Source organism: Lysinibacillus sp. LZ02 (genome assembly GCF_050613145.1).
Classification (GTDB): Bacteria; Bacillota; Bacilli; order Bacillales_A; family Planococcaceae; genus Lysinibacillus_B.
The window spans coordinates 1,524,149-1,544,385 of record NZ_CP192507.1; the positions used below are offsets into that span (position 1 = coordinate 1,524,149).

Here is a 20,237-nt window from a genome sequence, read left to right on the forward strand (position 1 = left end):
TTTTGTTACGAGAGCTGAGTATTCGAAACTTTGCCATCATAGATGACTTAACTGTTAGTTTCTTTGATGGCTTAACTGTGCTTACAGGGGAAACAGGCGCAGGAAAGTCTATTATTATCGATGCTGTTCATCTGTTAGCAGGTGGACGTGGGTCGTTAGAATTTATCCGTCACGGGGCGCGAAAAGCGGAGCTAGGCGGTCTATTTCAAATTTCAAATGATGATCATCCGATTTATGCAAAGTTAGAAGAGGCGGGTATTGAAGCAGAGGAAGGGACCATTATTTTACGACGCGATTTAAACGATAACGGGAAAAGTGTTTGTCGTGTAAATGGTAAATTAGTGCCACTTTCTGTGCTTCGTGATATTGGTGGCAGTTTAATCGATATTCATGGACAACATGAAAACCAAGAGCTGATGGATGAGAAGCGTCATATTAATTTACTCGATCATTTTGCACAGGACGAGTTGCAAGAAGTAAAAGCGCGGTATCAAGCACTTTACGAATCGTATCGTGAATTGAAAAGAGAAGTACAAGCACTTAATTTAGACGAGCAGCGTACAGCACAGCGTATCGATTTATATCAATTCCAAATTAATGAATTAGAAGAAGCGGCATTGAAAGTGGACGAGGAAGAACAGTTAACGGAAGAACGTCGACGATTAATGAACTTCCATAAAATTTTTGAACGCGCCAATGTTGCCTATCAAGCAATTTTTGGTGAAGCGCAAGGGCTTGATTTTATCGGAAATGCGATGCGTGCACTTGAAGATATTGCAGGTCTTGATACGAATTTTAAAGAAGCATCAGAAGCGGTCACATCGAGCTTTTATGCATTGCAAGATGCCGCGTATCAAATTCAGCATGTACTAGACGATTTAGAATTTGACCCAGAGCGTATGAATGAAGTGGAGCAACGTTTGGCACAATACCAAGCAATGAAGCGTAAATACGGTACGACGGTAGAAGAAATTTTAGCGTATCAAGCGAAAATAGAAGAAGAATTAATGCAGCTTATTAATCGTGATGAAACGATTCAACAAAGTGAAAAGCGCCTTCGTGAAATGGAAGAGCAATTAAACCGCTTTGCTGAACAGTTAACGGCTATCCGAAAAGACAGTGCTATCGTTTTAAGTGAAGCCATTATGAATGAACTACGGGTGCTTCATATGGAAAAAGCGAAGTTTATCGTTCATTTTGAAGCATTAGAGCAATTTGATATTAACGGAAAAGACGACATTGCTTTTTATATTTCAACAAATGTGGGTGAACCACCAAAATCTTTACCAAAAATTGCGTCAGGTGGAGAACTTTCACGTATGATGCTAGCATTAAAAACCATTTTTTCATCGTCAAACGGCATTACATCTATTATTTTTGACGAAGTGGATACAGGCGTAAGTGGACGAGTTGCCCAAGCGATCGCTGAAAAAATTGTAGATATTTCCGTTAACTCGCAAGTACTATGTATTTCCCATCTACCACAAGTAGCTGCGATGGCAGATCATCATTATTACATTAAAAAGCAAGTCGAACATGATCGTACATTTACGACTGTTACAGAAATTAAAGGCCAAGCACGTATTGAAGAAGTCAGCCGTATGATGAGTGGAGCGGAAATTACCGATTTAACACTACAACATGCAACAGAGCTGATTGAAATGGCAAAAGAACGAAAACAAGTGATAAATTAACAGATATGTTGATTATACAAATCGGAAATCAACGTATTCCAATGCACTATTTAACAATAAAAGAAAAATGAACGCGCGTAATAAGTTAATGAACAAAGACAAAGTCGAATTTTCGATTTTGTCTTTTTTTATGGATAGGAAAAGGGAATGTTTTATGTAATCTAACGCACATCATTTTACCTTGTTAACTGCGTGATATCTGCTTTTTTGTTAATGAACTGATGTAAAGGATACGGCTTTTACATGTGACCTTATTTTTCCGTTCATAAACGATTAAAAGTGCTACAAGCTAATGAAAAAAGGAGGTGGATTATGAAGCGACTTTTCCATTCATTGTTACTTGTTTGGTTAACCTTATTTATGTTTGTCATGCCGATTGAGGCGAAAAAGCTTATACCGATGGGACACACAATCAGTGTTCAATTACAAATGCCACATTACTATGTAATAAATGACGTTCTTCTTAATAGCGGCGATTGGTTACGTAAAAGCGATCAGTTATTAAAAGTTGATGGGCAAGACATACAGGCATTAAAAGATCAAAAAATTTCATCGAATAAAAGCGTTAAGCTTGTGTTGCAACGAGGAGAAAAGCAACATACCGTTCAAGTAACGGGGAATGAATTTCAACAATTAGTAAGCTTTATGAAAAATCAAACAGATGGAGTTGGCACTTTAACCTATATCGACCCGGAACGTTTAGAGTATGGCGCGCTAGGACATCAAATTTTTGATCATTCTATAGATGTTACCCCAAAAGTATTAAAAGGATCACTCTATTTAGCAAACATTGCCCAAATAAAAAAAAGCCGCCCTGGAGAGCCTGGCTACAAAATCTCAAGTAACGAGCGGCATGAAGGAGAAGTTGGCAATGTATTATCAAATGAAGCGTACGGCATTTTTGGCAAATGGCAACAACCTCTACAACAAAGTCTGTATCCACCACTAGAAATTATACATGGAAATGAAATTAAAATAGGTCCGGCGAAAATGCTCACTTCTATTGAGGGTTCTAAAATCGAAAGTTTTTCCATTAACATCCATAAAGTTACAAATGAAACGTTTCAATTTACTGTAACGGATAAGCGACTTTTGCAAAAAACGGGTGGCATTATACAAGGCATGAGTGGTAGCCCGATTATACAAAATGATCAATTCATCGGTGCTGTAACGCATATGTTTGTGGAAGAACCACAAAAAGGTGCAGCAATCACAATTGTTGAAATGATAAAAAAATCCCCTAATTAATGTCGGAATGACTACACTTTAAATAAAAGTGTAGTCATTTTTACTTTTTTTTAATAAAATATTTGTGACGAAAGTTTGACGGGGGAAAGATAAAACAATTTTTCTGTCGTTTTTAGAGGAATCTATAATACTACATAATCATTTTACGCTATTTAGAAAGGTTTTTTATATAGGTTGTCGAATTAGAAAAAATGTGTCAAATTAACAATGTTTTTTATGGAAAAATCACTAGGGGGAAATATTATGTCAAAAATTAAAATTGCCATTGCAGATGACAATCGAGATCTGATTAAAATGATGGAGGCCTATTTTGATAATCACGAAGAGATTGAAGTGATTTTTACTGCATCAAACGGAAAAGTTTGCATTAAGATGTTAGAACAGTATCGGCCAGATGTGTTGCTGCTAGATATTATTATGCCTCATTTAGATGGGATGGGTGTACTAGAGGCGATGTATAATGATGAAAAGCTAACTAATATCCCCGTTATTATGCTAACTGCGTTTGGACAAGATGATGTGATGAAGATGGCTGTAAATTACGGAGCTTCTTATTTTATGTTGAAGCCATTTGAATTTGAGCAATTGGTACAAAAAATTATCCACGTTGCAGGGGTGAAAGTAGATTCTGAAAAACGAAAGAGCGTTTTGCAACCAACACAAAATAAAAAGATGGATCAACGCCAGCTCGATACAACCATTACAGCAATTATTAAAGAAATAGGTGTGCCAGCACATATTAAGGGCTATGCTTATTTACGAGAAGCTATTCAAATGGTCTATTATGATATCGAGTTATTAGGTTCTGTAACAAAAATTTTATATCCAGAAATCGCGAAAAAGTTTGGAACAACTTCATCAAGGGTAGAACGTGCTATTCGCCATGCCATCGAGGTAGCATGGAACAGAGGAAGCTATGAAACCATTTCAGAAATGTTCGGTTACACAGTGCACCATATGAAATCAAAGCCTACGAATAGTGAATTTATCGCCATGATTGCAGATAAAATCCGTATTGAAATGGTCGCGAGTTAAGAAATCAATTGGCTATGCTTATTAATAAGAGGGACACGCACTTTTACAACATCAACACGTTTTAATGATGCTCAGTAAAGGTAATAAATGTTAAATCTTGTCATAATATCGCAGGAGGGATCCAATTGATTACAGACGGCTTACTACGTGCATTTGATTTAGCAGCACTTCATAAAATAGACGTTCGAACACTCAAAAATATTCAACGGATAGTAGAAAATGAAGTAAACTGTAATGGTATGGTAGCGGATGATATTACAATTCAGATTGTGATGTATTTGAAATATTGCAAAGAAGCGGTAACAAATACTATGACTGTACAAGATTTAAAACGAGAAATTACCATTATTGAGAAAAAGTGTGTTTAAAAAGTAATGTTTAAAATGTTTTCTTTTAGGTGAAAAGTTGTTAGTGATTCGTATTTTTTTAAAATTATCCTTTGTCTCTAGGCACTCTATGTTAAGAGTGCTTGTTTTTGTGCCTTTTTTAATAAAATATTGATTTTTCTGAAATGTTAAACTGTATTAAGTGGTTATAAAGGAATGATTTTGAAGGTATTTATGTGAGGTAAAAGAAGTTTGTTGAATAATTTGCTATTTCTTGCTAAACAAAACTTTCGAGATTGTATATACTAGTTTACAAGAGAAAGGAGGATTTACGTGGTCGTCTTTATAAATGATTTTTTTGAAATTACCGAACAGAACGGGAAGGTATATTTAAAGACTATGAAGTCGGGATTCCCTTTAAAAGATTTTGACGCTATTTTACGTAGTTTTCCTCGTATTAAGTTAACGAACTTCGCTGTATTAAAAAATGTTTTATCAAAAGAAAATGCAACACCTGTCGAGGTTGGTCAATGGTTACCGAACCTTGAAATTGAAGTATCTCGCGATAAAATGTCTGCTTCCTTATTCATACATGAAACACCCGATTTTATTCGCAGGAATCAACAACAATTACATGCACAAATCACTAAATTATTAGAAGAACAGCGTATTGTTCATGGTATTTTGCCTATACATATGGAAAATATTATGCCAGGAAAAGCAATATTGATTGCACAAGGAACGCCGCCTGTGAAAGGCGAAGATGCCAAAATTACTTATTTAGAAATACCTGAACGCAAGCCTGTCATACGAGAAGATGGAAAAGCAGATTACTATGATATGAATTTTATTTTTGAAATTCAAGAAGGCTCTTGGTTAGGTGAAAAAATTCCACCGCAGTCAGGGCAGGAAGGGAAAAATGTATATGGAGAGCTGCTACCTGCAGTACCAGGACGAGATGCACCGCTAAAATATGACCACAAATCTGCATATGAATGTGAAGAGGATGGGAAAGTAGTTCTCCGTTCGCGTATCTCCGGTGTATTAGAGCGTCTTCAAGGTCAGATTTCTGTTAATCACCACTTACCGATTAACGGTGATGTAGGGATTGAAACAGGGAACTTAGAGTTTGATGGTTCGATTACGATTCGTGGGACAGTTCAAAATAGTTTTTCTGTTACTGCAAAAGGGGATATTTCCATTGAAGGACCAGAAGGTGTATCAGGTGCGAAGTTAATTAAATCCATTGATGGGGACATTTTTATTCGCGGTGGTATTTTTGGTTTAGGTGAAACTCGGATAGAAGCAGGTGGCAGTATTTTCGTTAAGCATGTGAATGAAGCAAACTTAATAGCAGGCAACGAGATTCATATAGGTTTTTATGCGATTGGCTCTTACTTGAGAGCGCATTCTATTTTAGTAGATGAGCGCAAAGGTAAAATAATCGGTGGTACAGCAATAGCTAATAGCCAAATTGTTACAGCGATTTCTGGTAATCGTTTAGAGCGTCGTACGGAACTGATTATCAATAGCATCAATAAACAAGAAGCTTATGCCATCATTCAAGAAAAGGCAGCACATTTAAAGACTTTACAGGAAGAAGTTTTATCCCTTGAAGAACAAGTAGGTCGTCTAAGTTCTATTGTAAACCGATTAAATACGCAACAAATCGCCGCTTTTGAACAAGCAAAATTGAAGTTAAAACAGTATAATGAAGAAGCATTAGAAATTGACCATGAAATTAAACAAATGATGAATGACTTACGTAACGTAGGAAAAGAAGAAATTTATGTAACAAAAGAAGCCTATCCGGGGACGTATATCCAAATTGGTAAAAAGTCATCGATTCTTTCGAAAATGACAAAGGGAAAATTTGCTTTAGAGTTTGGAGAGTTGAACGTTTAATGACAAAATATATCCCTGTTTATGCGCATCGAGGGGCGTCTGGGTACGCCCTTGAAAATACGTTTGAAGCGTTTGACAAGGCACGTATATTAAAAGCAGATGGTATTGAATTGGATATTCAACGTTCGAAAGATGATGTATTATTTGTCTTTCATGATTTACATTTAAAGAGGCTGACGGGTGTTAGTCAATTGATAAACGAGTGTACAGCTGAAGAAGTAAGTGAGCTTAAGTTAGGGCGACGCTTTTTTCGCCTGTTTGCTAGACAGAGAATTCCGACTTTAGAAAAAGTGTTCCATTGGGCTAATGAGCATCATATGCCGTTAAATATTGAACTAAAAGAGTCTTTAATTGAGAACATCATGCCGTTCATTCGTCTGTTAAAAACAGTTGATTTGCCTAATGGGAGCCACGTATCTTCCTTTCATGACGAACTGTTGCGTGCGGTAAAGGTGCATTGTCCTCATATAGAGACAGCTATTATCGTTACGAAGAAATTTGAGTGGGACCGGTTGCACGAGATGCATTATATTAATGCTGTGCACGCACATAAAAGATATTATCAACCGCGCTTTTTAGACATATGTAACAAGACAAATAAGCCGATGCGTTTTTATAGTATTCGAGGAAATGAACATTTTTTAGCATCCCCTCATTCGATTGTCGGAGGATGGATTACGGACTATCCTGACCGCGTAGTAAAGCGCCAGACTTAGTGGAGAGCAAAGTATAAATTTTTATGAATAAGTGCATAAGAAAAAGACACATCCCGATCAAGGTCGAGATGTGTCTTTTTAATCTTGAGATGTAGGTTTACGTTCCCATCGTGGTGCTACTTTCCCTTTTTTACGGTCGCGGTGAAGTAGGAAGCCAGCAAAGAAACCGAAGCCGGCTAAGAAGAAAATGATCCCGACAACGAATTGTAACCAAAGCCAAGGAAATGGGGAAATTAAATTACTGAATAACGTATCACGCATAAATTTAATTCCAGCAGCAGCCATTAAGCCGGGAATTAAGAGAACGATAAACGCTGCCATACGAGCCATACAAAAACCCTCCTAATCATAATTTCATTGTACAATGGTCATAGTGAAAGTCAAGAATCGACCACTTTATCTTTCTACTAAAATAACATCTAATAAGTTTTGAAAAATTAGAATATTCTCAATAAAAGACTTTTGTGTATTTTTATTTGCGTTCATCCCCAATAGAAAGTATTGTAAATTTATAAGGCGAATTATTATTGCTTTATAAGTATGTCCTCTACATAAAGTAGAAAAAATAATTTAATTCGAGTAAGTTTTGTGAATTTTATTGAGGAGGGTATAAGTATATGGAGATTTTTAAGTACATGGAAAAATACGATTATGAGCAGCTTGTGATTTGTCAAGATCAGGCATCAGGCTTAAAAGCAATTATCGCCATTCATGATACAACGTTAGGTCCGGCACTAGGTGGCTGTCGTATGTGGACATATGCATCTGAAGAAGAAGCGATTGAAGATGCTCTACGTCTTGCACGGGGCATGACATATAAAAATGCCGCAGCTGGTTTAAATCTTGGTGGCGGAAAAACGGTCATTATCGGTGATCCATTTAAAGATAAAAATGAAGAAATGTTTCGTGCATTAGGGCGCTTTATTCAAGGATTGAATGGTCGCTATATCACAGCAGAAGATGTAGGGACAACGGTTTCTGATATGGATATCATTCATGAAGAAACAAACTATGTAACAGGAATTTCACCAGCATTCGGTTCATCTGGAAATCCATCCCCTGTAACGGCATATGGTGTGTACTTAGGGATGAAAGCAGCTGCACTAGAAGCGTTTGGTAGTGAAAGTTTAAGCGGGAGAAAAATTGCTGTACAAGGTTTAGGAAATGTTGCGTATACATTATGTGAGTATTTATATAATGAAGGTGCCGAACTTATTGTAACCGATATTAATGAAAAAGCGATTAATCGCGTAGTAGAGAAGTTTGGGGCAATACGAGTAGCACCTCATGAAATTTATGCGCAGGATGTAGATATTTTTGCGCCTTGTGCATTAGGTGGAATTATTAATGATGAAACGATTCCACAACTGAAAGTGAAAATCATTGCTGGCTCTGCGAATAATCAATTAAAAGAATCACGCCATGGCGATATTTTACATGAACAAGGCATTATCTATGCACCTGATTATGTAATTAATGCTGGCGGGGTGATTAATGTAGCGGATGAGCTCTACGGTTATAACCGTGACCGTGCGATGAAACGTGTAGAAACGATTTATGACAGCTTAATAAAGATCTTTGCTGTTTCAAAAGAAGAAAATATTCCAACATATATTGCAGCAAACCGTTTAGCTGAACAACGCATTGGCAGAGTTGCAAAGTCACGTAGTCAGTTTTTACGAAATGAAAAAAGCATTCTAGGTGATAGATAGTTCATAGTGGGAGTGAAGTGTATACTTCACTTCCCCTGTCTTAAGGGGGATGTATATGGCAAAAGAATATGATGTGGTCATTTTAGGTGGCGGGACAGGTGGATATGTGGCAGCCATTCGTGCTTCCCAGTTAGGCTTGAAAGCGGCGATTGTGGAACGTGATAAGCTTGGTGGTACGTGCCTTCACAAAGGATGTATTCCAAGTAAAGCGCTATTAAGAAGCGCAGAAATTTATAGCCAATCGAAAAAAGCACATAGTTACGGGGTTGATGTGGCAGGGGTTACATTAAACTTTGAAAAGGTACAAAATCGAAAACAACAAATAGTTGAGCAACTTTATAATGGTGTTCAGCATTTAATACAGAAGGGGAAAATAGACGTTTATCACGGAACAGGGCGTATTTTAGGCCCATCCATTTTTTCACCATTGCCAGGGACGATTAGTGTGGAAATGCAGGACGGTACAGAAAATGAAATGCTCATACCGAAAAACGTCATCGTTGCAACGGGATCACGCCCGCGTATGTTGGATGGGGTAGATGTTGACGGACAAACGATTCTCACATCAGATGAGGCATTACAATTAAAGACGTTACCTAAATCAATCATCATTGTCGGTGGAGGGGTAATCGGCATTGAATGGGCATCGTTGCTTGCTGATTTTGACGTCGCAGTGACGATTGTAGAATATGGAGAGCATATTTTACCTACGGAGGATGTAGATATTTCCTCGGAAATGACAAAACTATTAAAAAGACGCAATATTCGTATTTTTACTAGTGCAATCATCGATACGAGCACAATCGAAGTTTCGACTAAAGAAGTTACATGTTCTCTAAAAACAGGAGAAGTGTTGACAGCTGAAAAAATGTTGCTATCCATTGGTCGTACAGCAAATATTGAAAACATTGGCTTAGAAAATACCGAAATCGAAATTGAAAACGCTTGCATAAAAGTCAATGCACATTTTCAAACGAAAGAGCACCATATTTATGCGATAGGAGATGTGATCGGTGGCATGCAACTCGCACATGTTGCCTCATATGAAGGGATTCGAGCGGTAGAACATATAGCTGGATTAAAAAATGAAGCACTATATTATTCGAATATAGCTCGCTGTGTGTATGGAAACCCAGAGATTGCGAGTGTTGGCTTAACAGAAATGCAAGCACAGGAGCAAGGGTTTGAAACGAAAGTGGCTAAATTCCCATTTAAAGCAATTGGAAAGGCGCTTGTCTATGGAGAAGCGGAAGGGTTTGCCAAGGTAATTGCGGATAGTCACACAAATGATTTGTTAGGTGTTCATCTAATTGGTCCTCACGCGACAGATTTAATTTCAGAAGCGGCACTGAGTTTGTTTTTAAACGCAACACCTTGGGAGATGGGCGCGACTATTCACCCGCATCCATCACTGAGTGAAGCGCTAGGTGAAGCAGCACTTGCTATTGAAGGGAAGGCTATCCATTTTTAACTACGAGAGGGGATGTTCGTATGACAGAAATGTTACATCATAGTAGTTTAGGTTTGACAAATGAGGATGTATGTAAAATGTACGAAACGATGCTATTAGCAAGGCGATTAGATGAGCGGATGTGGCTGTTGAATCGTGCAGGAAAAATTCCGTTTGTTATTTCATGTCAAGGTCAAGAGGCAGCACAGGTAGGGGCAGCATTTGCGCTGGATTATACAAAAGACTATATTGCACCGTATTATCGCGATATGGGCGTTGTGCTTCACTTTGGTATGACAGCACGGGATTTAATGCTTTCGGCTTTTGCAAAAGCCGAAGACCCAAACTCTGGAGGGCGTCAAATGCCGGGGCATTTTGGCCAAAAGAAAAATCGTATTTTAACCGGTTCGTCACCTGTTACGACGCAAGTACCACATGCTGTAGGGGTAGCACTTGCAGGCAAAATGCAGCGCGAAGATTTTATCACATTTGTCACACTGGGAGAAGGCTCATCCAATCAAGGCGATTTCCACGAAGGCGCAAACTTTGCAGGTGTTCATAAATTACCTGTCATTATTATGGTTGAAAATAATCAATACGCTATTTCGGTACCTGTTGAACGGCAATTAGCATGTAAGAAAGTATCTGATCGAGCTATTGGTTATGGGATGCCTGGGGTCACAGTAGATGGGAAAAATCCGTTAGAAGTATATAAAGTAGTGAAAGAGGCGGCAGATAGAGCTAGAAAAGGCGAAGGGCCGAGTTTAATCGAAACCGTCACATATCGCTTAACAGCCCACTCTTCTGACGACGACCATCGTCAATATCGTACAGCAGAAGATATTGAAGAAGGGCGTGCACAAGACCCAATTCTGTTATTCGAAAAGTATTTAATGGAAACAGGTGTAGCAACAGTTGAAAGCTTGCAGGAGATAAATGAAAGAATACTAGAAATCGTGAATGATGCGACAGATTATGCTGAAGCTGCACCGTATGCAACACCAGAACATGCACTCAGATTTGTGTATGCAGAAGGGAGTGACGTCTAATGCCAGTGATGTCTTTTATTGAGGCCATTAATTTAGCGATGAAAGAGGAGATGGCGTCTGATGAGCGCGTCTTTATTTTAGGAGAAGATGTCGGACTCAAGGGTGGCGTATTTAAAGCAACGGTAGGATTATATGAACAGTTTGGCGAGGCACGTGTGTTAGATACACCACTTGCTGAAAGTGCGATTGCAGGTGTAGCCATTGGTGCAGCGATGTATGGGATGCGCCCCATTGCAGAAATGCAGTTTGCTGATTTTATAATGCCAGCTGTCAATCAAATTGTGTCAGAAGCGGCGAAAATTAGATATCGTTCCAATAATGATTGGTCGTGTCCACTTGTCGTTCGTGCTCCATTTGGAGGGGGAATCCATGGCGCACTTTACCATTCACAGTCAGTAGAAGCGCTATTTGCTGGTACACCAGGTTTGAAAATTGTGATTCCATCAACCCCTTATGATGCAAAAGGGTTACTAAAAGCAGCCATTCGAGATGAGGACCCTGTGTTGTTTTTTGAGCATAAAAAAGCATACCGATTGATTAAAGGGGAAGTACCACTGGAAGACTATACGCTACCAATTGGCAAGGCAGATGTAAAACGTGAGGGAGATGACATCACGGTTATTACTTATGGGCTAGCTGTTCATTTTGCGATGCAGGCAGCAGAAAGGCTGGCAACCGATGGAATAGAAGCACATATTCTCGATTTGCGAACAGTTTATCCACTGGATCAAGCGGCAATTATTGAAGCAGCAGCTAAAACAGGGAAAGTACTGCTAGTCACAGAGGATAATAAGGAAGGAAGCATTATGAGTGAGGTTGCGGCCATTATTGCAGAACATTGTTTGTTTGAACTTGACGCGCCGATTCAACGCTTAGCTGGACCAGATGTACCAGCGATGCCATATGCGCCAACGATGGAGAAATTTTATATGATTAGTCCAGAAAAAATTGAGCGAGCAATGCGTCAACTTGCTGCATTTTAGGAGGGAAGCGTTATGATTCAAAACATTACGATGCCTCAGCTTGGGGAAAGTGTCACAGAAGGCACGATTGAACGTTGGCTTGTAAAAGTAGGAGACCGAGTAAATAAATACGACCCATTGGCAGAAGTCCTGACAGATAAGGTGCAAGCAGAAATTCCCTCATCCTTTAGCGGTATTATTCAAGAGTTAATTGCTGTTGAAGGCGAGACACTTCCAGTAGGGGCAGTTGTTTGTACCGTTCAAATCGAAAGTAGCGATGAACTACCATCTGCACCGGAAATAAAAAAATCTAATGTTTCTGCCGCTATTTTAAATGCAGGTGTGCATAAACCGCTGTCTAAAAAAGAAGATACCTCATCAAAAAGAGAGCTACGTGAGCCGAAAGCAAAGGCGCGTTATTCACCAGCAGTATTGAAGCTTGCCGCAGAATATGCGGTTGATTTAGAAAAGGTGGAAGGTACAGGGTTTGAAGGGCGGATTACACGAAAAGATGTATTAGCAATGATCAATACTGGCCAACAACAAAGTGAACCTGTGCCAACACCAGTTGTGCTTGAAGTACAGCAAGAGGTGCAGCAAAACGTACCATTACGAAAAGAACAAACAGCTTTACAAAGTGGAGATATCGAACTACCGATTACAAGCGTAAGACGAGCGATTGCGAATAATATGGTGCGCAGTAAGCAAGAGATCCCTCATGCATGGATGATGATCGAAGTAGATGTAACAGAATTAGTTGCATATCGCGATGCCATGAAAGAGGAGTTTAAGCGGCAAGAAGGATACAATTTAACGTATTTTGCGTTTTTCATCAAAGCAGTGGCACAGGCATTAAAGGAATTCCCTATGATCAATTCTACATGGGCAGGAGACAAAATCATTCAAAAAAAGGATATTCATATGTCCATTGCGGTCGCAGCAGATGATCAATTATTTGTCCCTGTTATAAAACACGCTGATGAAAAGTCAATAAAAGGAATAGCGCGTGAAATTCATGAACTGTCACAGCTTGCAAGAACTAAAAACCTACGCCCAGAGCATGTTTCGGACGGAACTTTCACCATCAATAATACAGGTTCGTTTGGCTCGATTCAGTCAGCAGGTATTATTAATTATCCGCAAGCTGCTATACTACAGGTGGAAAGTATTGTAAAAAAACCGGTAGTAATTGGTGGAAATATGCTCGCTATACGTGATATAGTCAATCTTTGTTTATCATTAGATCATCGAGTACTCGATGGACTTATTTGCGGTAATTTTCTGAAAAGAGTAAAAAAAATACTCGAAAACACGGATAAAAATAAGATGTCAGTCTACTGACAACTCCAAGGGAGCCTATAAATATAGGCTTCCTTTAATTTTTATACTTTATTGTAAGGACTTTCTCATGTAAAATACATTGTAGAATATAGTAAGGGGGGAAGCTAATTAGCGTCCACATGTCAACTAACATGAAAGAAATACAATTTCCGGCAGCTAGTTATGAACAATGGAAAGAGCAGGCGATCGCTGCTTTAAAAGGAAAACCATTTGAGTCATTGTTCACAAAAACAATCGAAGGGGTTACACTTGAGCCACTTTATACACAAGAAATGCTTGTAGAAAAATTAGGGGATCAGCTTGAGAAACAAGTAGCGACAATCCGTACGTTATCGGCAACGAATGGATTACAAATCGCGCAACACATCACAGGCGATTCACCAGAGAAATTTTTCGCGCATTTAGACGATAGCTTAGCACGTGGTAATAAGGTAATTACAATTGATAGCCGTCTACCATTCGCTTTAGACGAGCAAATAATTGCTAAATTGTCGGATTATTTAACAGAATATTCGTTTAAATTTATTGTTGAAAACGCAAATGACCCTATTTTAGCTGTGTTCAACGTAATCGAAGAAGGCAAACGTACGAATGTCGAAGGCTATATCCTAAGCAATGATGCAATTGATTTAGCAGACTATCCAAATGTACGAACTTCGGTAGCAAACACGGTACCATCTCATAACGATGGCGCAAATGCTGTACAAGAGTTAGCGATTGCATTAGCACTTGCGGCAAAACAAGTAAAAGCAGCTGCATCTTATGAAGCGTTTGCTTCTAAGTTTTTCGTAAACTTTGCTATTGATACACAATTCTTTGCAGAAATCGCTAAACTTCGCGCTTTTAAAGTACTATGGAAAGCGTTTGCAAACGGGGTTGGTGCAGAAGCAATTTCAGTGCCGGTTGTCGCTGAAACATCCGTACGTAGCTTCTCAAAAGTAGACGTTTATGTAAACTTATTACGTGCTGGAAACGAGGCATTTGCTGGCGCAATTGGTGGTGCTGATGTATTTACAGTGCATCCACATGATGTGTTATCAAAACCAACTACTACATCAACACGTATTGCACAAAATGTACTACTGGTCATCAATGAAGAATCGCAAGTGTTGAATGTATTAGATCCAGCAGGCGGTTCATATTTCATCGAATCATTAACAGCAGATTACGTAAAAGCGGCTTGGGCACTATTCTTAGAAATTGAAGAAGCAGGCGGTATCGATGCATATGCAGATACGTTAGCAGCACAAATTGCAGATGTTTATGCACAACGTATTAAAGCAGTTGAAACACGCAAGCATTCACTAATTGGTACGAACATCTACGCAAATCCAGCAGATGAACTACCAACAGAAGAGAATGTGCAATTTGCAGATGTAAAGCGTTTAGCTATTCCATTTGAAAACTTACGTAAAGAATTTGCAGCAGCGAATGCTAAAATTGCTGTTTTAACATTCGGTGAATTAAAGAACTTCAAGCCACGTGCAGACTTTGTAGCAGGCTTCTTTAATACAGCAGGTATCACACCAGAGCAATCAGGTGCAATCGATACAATCGATGCAGCAAAAGCTTGGTTAGCACAAGCAGACTTCAATTACGTATGTATAGCAGCAACAGATGATGATACAAAAGCGTTAGTCCCTGCATTACTGGAAGACAAGCCAGCTCATATCGTGTTAGATGCAGCAGGTAAGTTTAAAGAAGAAGCAGATACTTGGACAGCACAAGGCTTAAACGGCTTTATCTTCGCTGGTCAAAACATCATTGAAAAATTAAATGCTGTAACTGCTAGCATGAAGGAGGTACAACGATGAGCGCAAACTTTAAATCGGTTGTGATCGAGGACGTGCTAAAGGCAGAACAAGTAGAAGCAAATGGCACATTTTTAACGAACGAAGGCATCGAAGTGAAATCTGTATACAATGTAGAAGACATTAAAGATGTAAAACATACACAAGACGTAGCGGGTATTGCACCAAATACACGTGGACCTTACCCAACAATGTACGTAGCTCGTCCTTGGACAGTACGTCAATATGCAGGTTTCTCAACAGCAGAGGAATCGAATGCATTTTACCGTCGTAACTTAGCGATGGGGCAAAAAGGTCTTTCCGTAGCATTTGACTTAGCGACACACCGTGGTTACGACTCAGACCATCCACGTGTAACAGGTGACGTTGGTAAAGCTGGGGTTGCCATTGACTCTGTAGAAGATGCAAAAATTTTATTTGATGGGATTCCACTTGATCAAATGTCTGTATCGATGACAATGAACGGTGCAGTATTACCAGTTCTTGCATTCTATATTATTGCAGCAGAAGAGCAAGGGGTAACACCAGATAAACTTGCTGGTACAATCCAAAACGACATTTTAAAAGAGTACATGGTACGTAATACGTACATTTACCCACCGGCAATGTCGATGAAAATTATTGCTGACATTTTTGAATATACATCAAAATTCATGCCAAAATTCAACTCGATTTCCATTTCGGGTTACCATATCCAAGAAGCAGGCGCGACAAACGACATCGAGCTTGGTTACACGCTTGCAGATGGTCTTGAGTATGTACGTACAGGTCTTAAAGCGGGTATCGACATCGACAAATTTGCACCGCGTTTATCGTTCTTCTGGGCAATCGGTATGAACTACTATATGGAAGTAGCAAAAATGCGCGCAGGTCGTCGTATTTGGGCACAAATGATGTCGACATTCGAACCAAAGAGTTCAAAATCTTTAGCATTACGTACGCATTCTCAAACGTCTGGATGGTCTTTAACAGAGCAAGATCCATTCAACAACGTAGCGCGTACATTAATCGAAGCAAACGCAGCAGCGATGGGGCATACACAGTCACTTCACACAAACGCATTGGACGAAGCGATCGCTTTACCAACAGACTTCTCAGCGCGTATTGCTCGTAACACACAGTTATTCTTACAAGAAGAAACAGGTATGACGAAAGTAATCGATCCATGGGGCGGTTCTTACTATGTTGAGAAATTAACAGAAGAACTACAAGAAAAAGCATGGGAATTAATCGAAGAAATCGAAGAACTTGGCGGTATGGCAAAAGCAATCGATACAGGTTTACCGAAAATGAAAGTTGAAGAAGCTGCGGCGAAACGCCAAGCGAAAATCGACTCAAAAGCAGAAACGATTGTTGGTGTAAACCGATACCGTTTAGCAGAAGAGGAGCCAATCGATATTCTTGACATTGACAACACCGTTGTACGTCAAAAACAAATCGAGCGTTTAGAAAAAATGAAAGCAGAACGTAACGAAGAAGAAGTACAAAAGCATTTAGCTCGCTTAACAAAAGCAGCTGAAGATGGATCTGAGAACTTACTTGCTATAGCAGTAGATGCTGCACGTGCTCGCGCATCTTTAGGTGAAATTTCAGATGCAATCGAAAAAGTATCAGGTCGTCATAAAGCGGTAATCCGCTCCATTTCTGGCGTTTACTCGTCAAACTTTGCAGATGATGAGGTAATCACAGAAGTAAAGCAAATGACGGAAGAGTTCTTAGAAAACGAAGGTCGTCGTCCACGTATTCTAGTAGCCAAAATGGGACAAGACGGTCATGACCGTGGTGCCAAAGTTGTTGCCACAGCTTATGCGGATCTTGGTTTCGATGTGGATATTTCTCCACTATTCATGACGCCAGCTGAAACAGCTCAAATGGCTGTAGAAAATGACGTACACTGTGTAGGTGTATCTTCACTTGCGGCGGGTCATAAAACATTAGTACCAGAATTAGTAGCTGAACTGAAAAAATTAGGCCGCGAAGATATCATTGTAATTTGTGGTGGTGTAATCCCAGCACAAGATTATGACTTCCTATACGAAGCTGGAGCAAAGGCAATCTTCGGTCCTGGTACAGTTCTTCCGGTAGCAGCTCAAAAGTTAATTGAGGAAATCTACAAACAGTTAGGCTACGAGGAAGTGGCAAACTAATGGAATACTTTAAAGGGATGGAAGATAAAGGCTTAATTGTCATGGAAGGCGTGAAAGGTGGTCATGATGGTATGAATCACTCAGCCCCGAAACGGTTCCGTAAAAAAAAGCAAGAACGGCTTGATATCCCTGCTTTAGCAAGTGAGGTGTGTGCCGGTGCACGTACTTCGCTTTCCAAGGCGATTACGCTTGTCGAAAGTTCCAATGCTGAGCATAAGGAGCAGGGGCAAACATTACTACAAGAGCTACTACCGTTTACGGGTAACAGTATTCGTATTGGCATTACAGGTGTACCAGGTGCAGGTAAGTCTTCGTTTATCGAGGCATTTGGGACGATGCTCTGTAAAATGGGCAAAAAAGTAGCGGTACTTGCGATTGATCCAAGTTCCTCATTATCTGGCGGGAGTATTTTAGGCGATAAAACGCGTATGGAAGAGCTTGTTCGTCAAGAAAATGCATTCGTTCGTCCATCACCTTCAGCAGGTACACTAGGTGGCGTCCATAAGAAAACACGTGAAACGATGCTCATTTGTGAAGCAGCTGGCTACGATGTCATTTTAATTGAAACGGTTGGCGTTGGACAAAGTGAAACGTATGTACGTGGCATGGTCGACTTCTTCTTGCTACTTGTATTAACAGGAGCGGGGGACGAGCTACAAGGTATGAAAAAAGGAATTATGGAATTAGCGGACGGTATTTTAGTGCATAAAGCAGATGGTGATAATGTACGTCCGGCGCGAAGAACGGTGCAAGAGTATAAGCAAATTTTACACTTTTTACAGCCGTCCACACCAGGGTGGATTAGTACATCACTTGCTGCGTCCTCAATGGAAAAAACGGGTTTGGAAGATGTATGGAATATGCTGTTGACTTTTGAGGAAACGATTAAAAAATCGAATTATTGGACAGTGCGCCGTCATGAACAAACACGTGATTGGTTCCATACGATGATTACGGATCACTTAATCGATTCCTTTTACCAAAATCCGTCACGTAAAGTGCAAGTTCGCGAGTTAGAGGATGCCATTTTACATGGTCGACTGACTGTGACACAAGGTGTTAATCAATTATTTGATGAAAAATAAGGATAATTGGTTATTAAACAATCGATTCTGCAACTGAAGTCCTTTGCAACGCCCGAACGAACTTGCTATGATAAAATGGTATTGTGAAAGGAGCGATGAATCGATGAATATGGACTACGATTTATTTATGCAACAAATTACAACGACAGCACGTGCTGAAATGGAAGCAGCGGGCTACGAACAATTACGTACGCCTGAAGAGGTGGAAGCGGCGTTTGAACGTCCTGGTACAACTCTTGTTCTGGTGAACTCTGTGTGTGGATGTGCAGGGGGAATTGCTCGCCCAGCAGCTGGTGCAGCGATTCACTATGATAAGCGTCCAGATCATTTAGTAACAGTATTTGCAGGTCAAGACAAAGAGGCAACTGCAGCAGCTCGTTACCTTTTTGGTGAAGATCACTTACCATCATCGCCATCATTCGTATTATTAAAAGATGGTCAAGTAGTGGCAGAAGTGGGACGTTACGAGATTGAAGGACATGATCCAGTTAGTGTTGTTACGAACTTACAAGGTTACTTTGAAGAATACTGCGAGGAAGTATAAAAACGCCGGTGCAGTCCCGTTATTGATGGGACTTGCACTTCCTATTAAAAAAAGGGAGAGCGGTCGATGAAAAAATTTTCAATCGGCTATCGTACATTAAAGACGGCGCTTGGTGCTTCTGTTGCGATAGCAATCGCGCAGTACTGTAACTTAGATTTTTTTACTGCCGCCGGGATTTTAACCGTTTTGAGCGTGCAGCCGACGAAAAAGAAATCGCTTCATGCAGTGTACACACGTGTGGTAGCAAGTGCTATCGCCATGATTCTTGCATACGTATTTTTCGAAATATTTGGATATAACCCCGTTATTCTCGGAATAATGCTTGTCGTTTTTATACCAACGATTGTATCGATTGGTGTGATAGCAGGTTTTGTCTCCAGTGCAGTCATTATTATGCACATTTATGCGGAAGCCCATTTTACATTAGCCCTTTTCTATAATGAATTAGCATTAATGGCAATTGGCTATACAGTAGGTTTAGTAGTGAATATGTACATGCCAGATATTCAAAAGGAACTTGACTGGTACCGAAGAGAAATTGAATCCTTATACAAAAAAATATTTTCTGAAATTGCGAAATATTTAAAGGAAGGGGATATGCTTTGGGATGGTCATGAACTTGTAAAAGCTGTCGAAATATTAAATAAGGCAAAAGCACTTGCTTTCCAAGATGTTGAAAATCATCTTACACGTAAGAAAAATGCATATTATGTCTATTTTGATATGCGGGAACAACAATTGGAAATCATTGAACGTGTTTTGCCGAAAATTACTGCCCTACCTGTTATAGTACAACAAGCGGAATTAGTCGCTGTTTTTATGGAAGAGCTAAGTGAACATGTTCATTCAGGCAATACAGCTAGTCATTTTAGAGAAAAACTAAATGAAGTGAAAGTAGAGTTTGCCAATATGCCATTACCAAATGACCATCAAACATTTATAGCCATGGCAGCATTGTATCAGTTTATTGAGGAAATGGATGCGTATTTAGCAATCAAGCAATCTTTTAAAGGGTTGTAATAAAAAAAGATGGATGCAACATCGCATCCACCTTACATAATAGCAGCTAAACCTAGTCCAATCGTTGAAAGTAACATAATGACAATCATTGTATAGACAACGATTTTTTGAAATTTCTTATTGCTCATACGTATTCGCTCCTTCTTTTCTCTTTATTTAGTGTATCAAATTTAAAGAAATTCTCAAGTAGTT

At 39.5% G+C, this 20,237-nt stretch carries 18 protein-coding genes; 16 read left to right on the plus strand and 2 right to left on the minus strand.

All coding sequences use genetic code 11. From position 1 onward, the window contains the following. The first annotated feature begins 2 nt into the window (after positions 1-2). From recN to ACQQ2I_RS07260, 6 genes are all read left to right on the plus strand, one after another. Positions 3-1,694, plus strand: a complete 1,692-nt coding sequence (recN, locus tag ACQQ2I_RS07235) for a DNA repair protein RecN (RefSeq protein WP_431029879.1) — start codon at positions 3-5, stop codon at positions 1,692-1,694. A 312-nt stretch (positions 1,695-2,006) separates the two neighbouring features. After that, a complete protein-coding gene (locus ACQQ2I_RS07240) occupies positions 2,007-2,942 on the plus strand; it encodes a SpoIVB peptidase S55 domain-containing protein (protein ID WP_431029880.1) in 936 nt (311 codons plus the stop codon). Positions 2,943-3,185: 243 nt separating this feature from the next. Then, positions 3,186-3,977: a sporulation transcription factor Spo0A gene (spo0A, locus tag ACQQ2I_RS07245; RefSeq protein WP_431029881.1), complete on the plus strand. Its 792-nt coding sequence runs from the start codon at positions 3,186-3,188 to the stop codon at positions 3,975-3,977. Positions 3,978-4,102: 125 nt separating this feature from the next. Then, positions 4,103-4,345 carry a hypothetical protein gene (locus ACQQ2I_RS07250; RefSeq protein ID WP_431029882.1) on the plus strand — a complete coding sequence of 81 codons (243 nt, stop codon included), beginning with the start codon at positions 4,103-4,105 and terminating at the stop codon, positions 4,343-4,345. 291 nt (positions 4,346-4,636) lie between these two features. Continuing rightward, complete coding sequence (locus ACQQ2I_RS07255) at positions 4,637-6,208, plus strand: DUF342 domain-containing protein (protein WP_431029883.1); 1,572 nt, start codon at positions 4,637-4,639, stop codon at positions 6,206-6,208. Next, positions 6,208-6,924, plus strand: coding sequence for a glycerophosphodiester phosphodiesterase (locus ACQQ2I_RS07260; protein WP_431029884.1), 717 nt, complete (start codon positions 6,208-6,210; stop codon positions 6,922-6,924). Before ACQQ2I_RS07255 ends, ACQQ2I_RS07260 begins: the two co-directional genes overlap by 1 nt. 78 nt (positions 6,925-7,002) lie before the next feature. Here the strand turns inward: ACQQ2I_RS07260 and ACQQ2I_RS07265 are convergent, their stop codons facing one another. Beyond that, positions 7,003-7,254 carry a DUF2627 domain-containing protein gene (locus tag ACQQ2I_RS07265; RefSeq protein ID WP_431029885.1) on the minus strand — a complete coding sequence of 84 codons (252 nt, stop codon included), beginning with the start codon at positions 7,252-7,254 and terminating at the stop codon, positions 7,003-7,005. A gap of 287 nt (positions 7,255-7,541) precedes the next feature. Here ACQQ2I_RS07265 and ACQQ2I_RS07270 point away from each other — a divergent pair, with 287 nt between their 5' ends. From ACQQ2I_RS07270 to ACQQ2I_RS07315, 10 genes are all read left to right on the plus strand, one after another. Next, positions 7,542-8,636, plus strand: a complete 1,095-nt coding sequence (locus tag ACQQ2I_RS07270) for a Leu/Phe/Val dehydrogenase (RefSeq protein WP_431029886.1) — start codon at positions 7,542-7,544, stop codon at positions 8,634-8,636. A 55-nt stretch (positions 8,637-8,691) separates the two neighbouring features. Further along, positions 8,692-10,107, plus strand: a complete 1,416-nt coding sequence (gene lpdA / locus ACQQ2I_RS07275) for a dihydrolipoyl dehydrogenase (protein WP_431029887.1) — start codon at positions 8,692-8,694, stop codon at positions 10,105-10,107. A gap of 29 nt (positions 10,108-10,136) precedes the next feature. Beyond that, a complete protein-coding gene (locus ACQQ2I_RS07280) occupies positions 10,137-11,135 on the plus strand; it encodes a thiamine pyrophosphate-dependent dehydrogenase E1 component subunit alpha (protein ID WP_431030468.1) in 999 nt (332 codons plus the stop codon). Beyond that, positions 11,135-12,118, plus strand: a complete 984-nt coding sequence (locus tag ACQQ2I_RS07285) for an alpha-ketoacid dehydrogenase subunit beta (RefSeq protein ID WP_431029888.1) — start codon at positions 11,135-11,137, stop codon at positions 12,116-12,118. Before ACQQ2I_RS07280 ends, ACQQ2I_RS07285 begins: the two co-directional genes overlap by 1 nt. Before the next feature lie 12 nt (positions 12,119-12,130). After that, complete coding sequence (locus ACQQ2I_RS07290; RefSeq protein ID WP_431029889.1) at positions 12,131-13,438, plus strand: dihydrolipoamide acetyltransferase family protein; 1,308 nt, start codon at positions 12,131-12,133, stop codon at positions 13,436-13,438. 131 nt (positions 13,439-13,569) lie between these two features. Beyond that, positions 13,570-15,252, plus strand: a complete 1,683-nt coding sequence (locus tag ACQQ2I_RS07295; protein WP_431029890.1) for a methylmalonyl-CoA mutase family protein — start codon at positions 13,570-13,572, stop codon at positions 15,250-15,252. Continuing rightward, positions 15,249-17,396 (plus strand): methylmalonyl-CoA mutase, encoded by a 2,148-nt coding sequence (scpA, locus tag ACQQ2I_RS07300; RefSeq protein WP_431029891.1) that lies wholly within the window; start codon positions 15,249-15,251, stop codon positions 17,394-17,396. Before ACQQ2I_RS07295 ends, scpA begins: the two co-directional genes overlap by 4 nt. Continuing rightward, positions 17,396-18,481, plus strand: coding sequence for a methylmalonyl Co-A mutase-associated GTPase MeaB (gene meaB, locus ACQQ2I_RS07305; RefSeq protein ID WP_431029892.1), 1,086 nt, complete (start codon positions 17,396-17,398; stop codon positions 18,479-18,481). Before scpA ends, meaB begins: the two co-directional genes overlap by 1 nt. Positions 18,482-18,584: 103 nt before the next feature. Beyond that, entirely contained in the window at positions 18,585-19,025 is a 441-nt protein-coding gene (locus ACQQ2I_RS07310) for a BrxA/BrxB family bacilliredoxin (RefSeq protein WP_391371981.1), read from the plus strand. Between the two features lie 66 nt (positions 19,026-19,091). Further along, positions 19,092-20,045 (plus strand): aromatic acid exporter family protein, encoded by a 954-nt coding sequence (locus ACQQ2I_RS07315; protein ID WP_431029893.1) that lies wholly within the window; start codon positions 19,092-19,094, stop codon positions 20,043-20,045. A 32-nt stretch (positions 20,046-20,077) separates the two neighbouring features. Here ACQQ2I_RS07315 and prli42 read toward each other — a convergent pair whose 3' ends face one another. Beyond that, positions 20,078-20,173: a stressosome-associated protein Prli42 gene (gene prli42 / locus ACQQ2I_RS07320; protein ID WP_431029894.1), complete on the minus strand. Its 96-nt coding sequence runs from the start codon at positions 20,171-20,173 to the stop codon at positions 20,078-20,080. Positions 20,174-20,237: the final 64 nt, after the last annotated feature.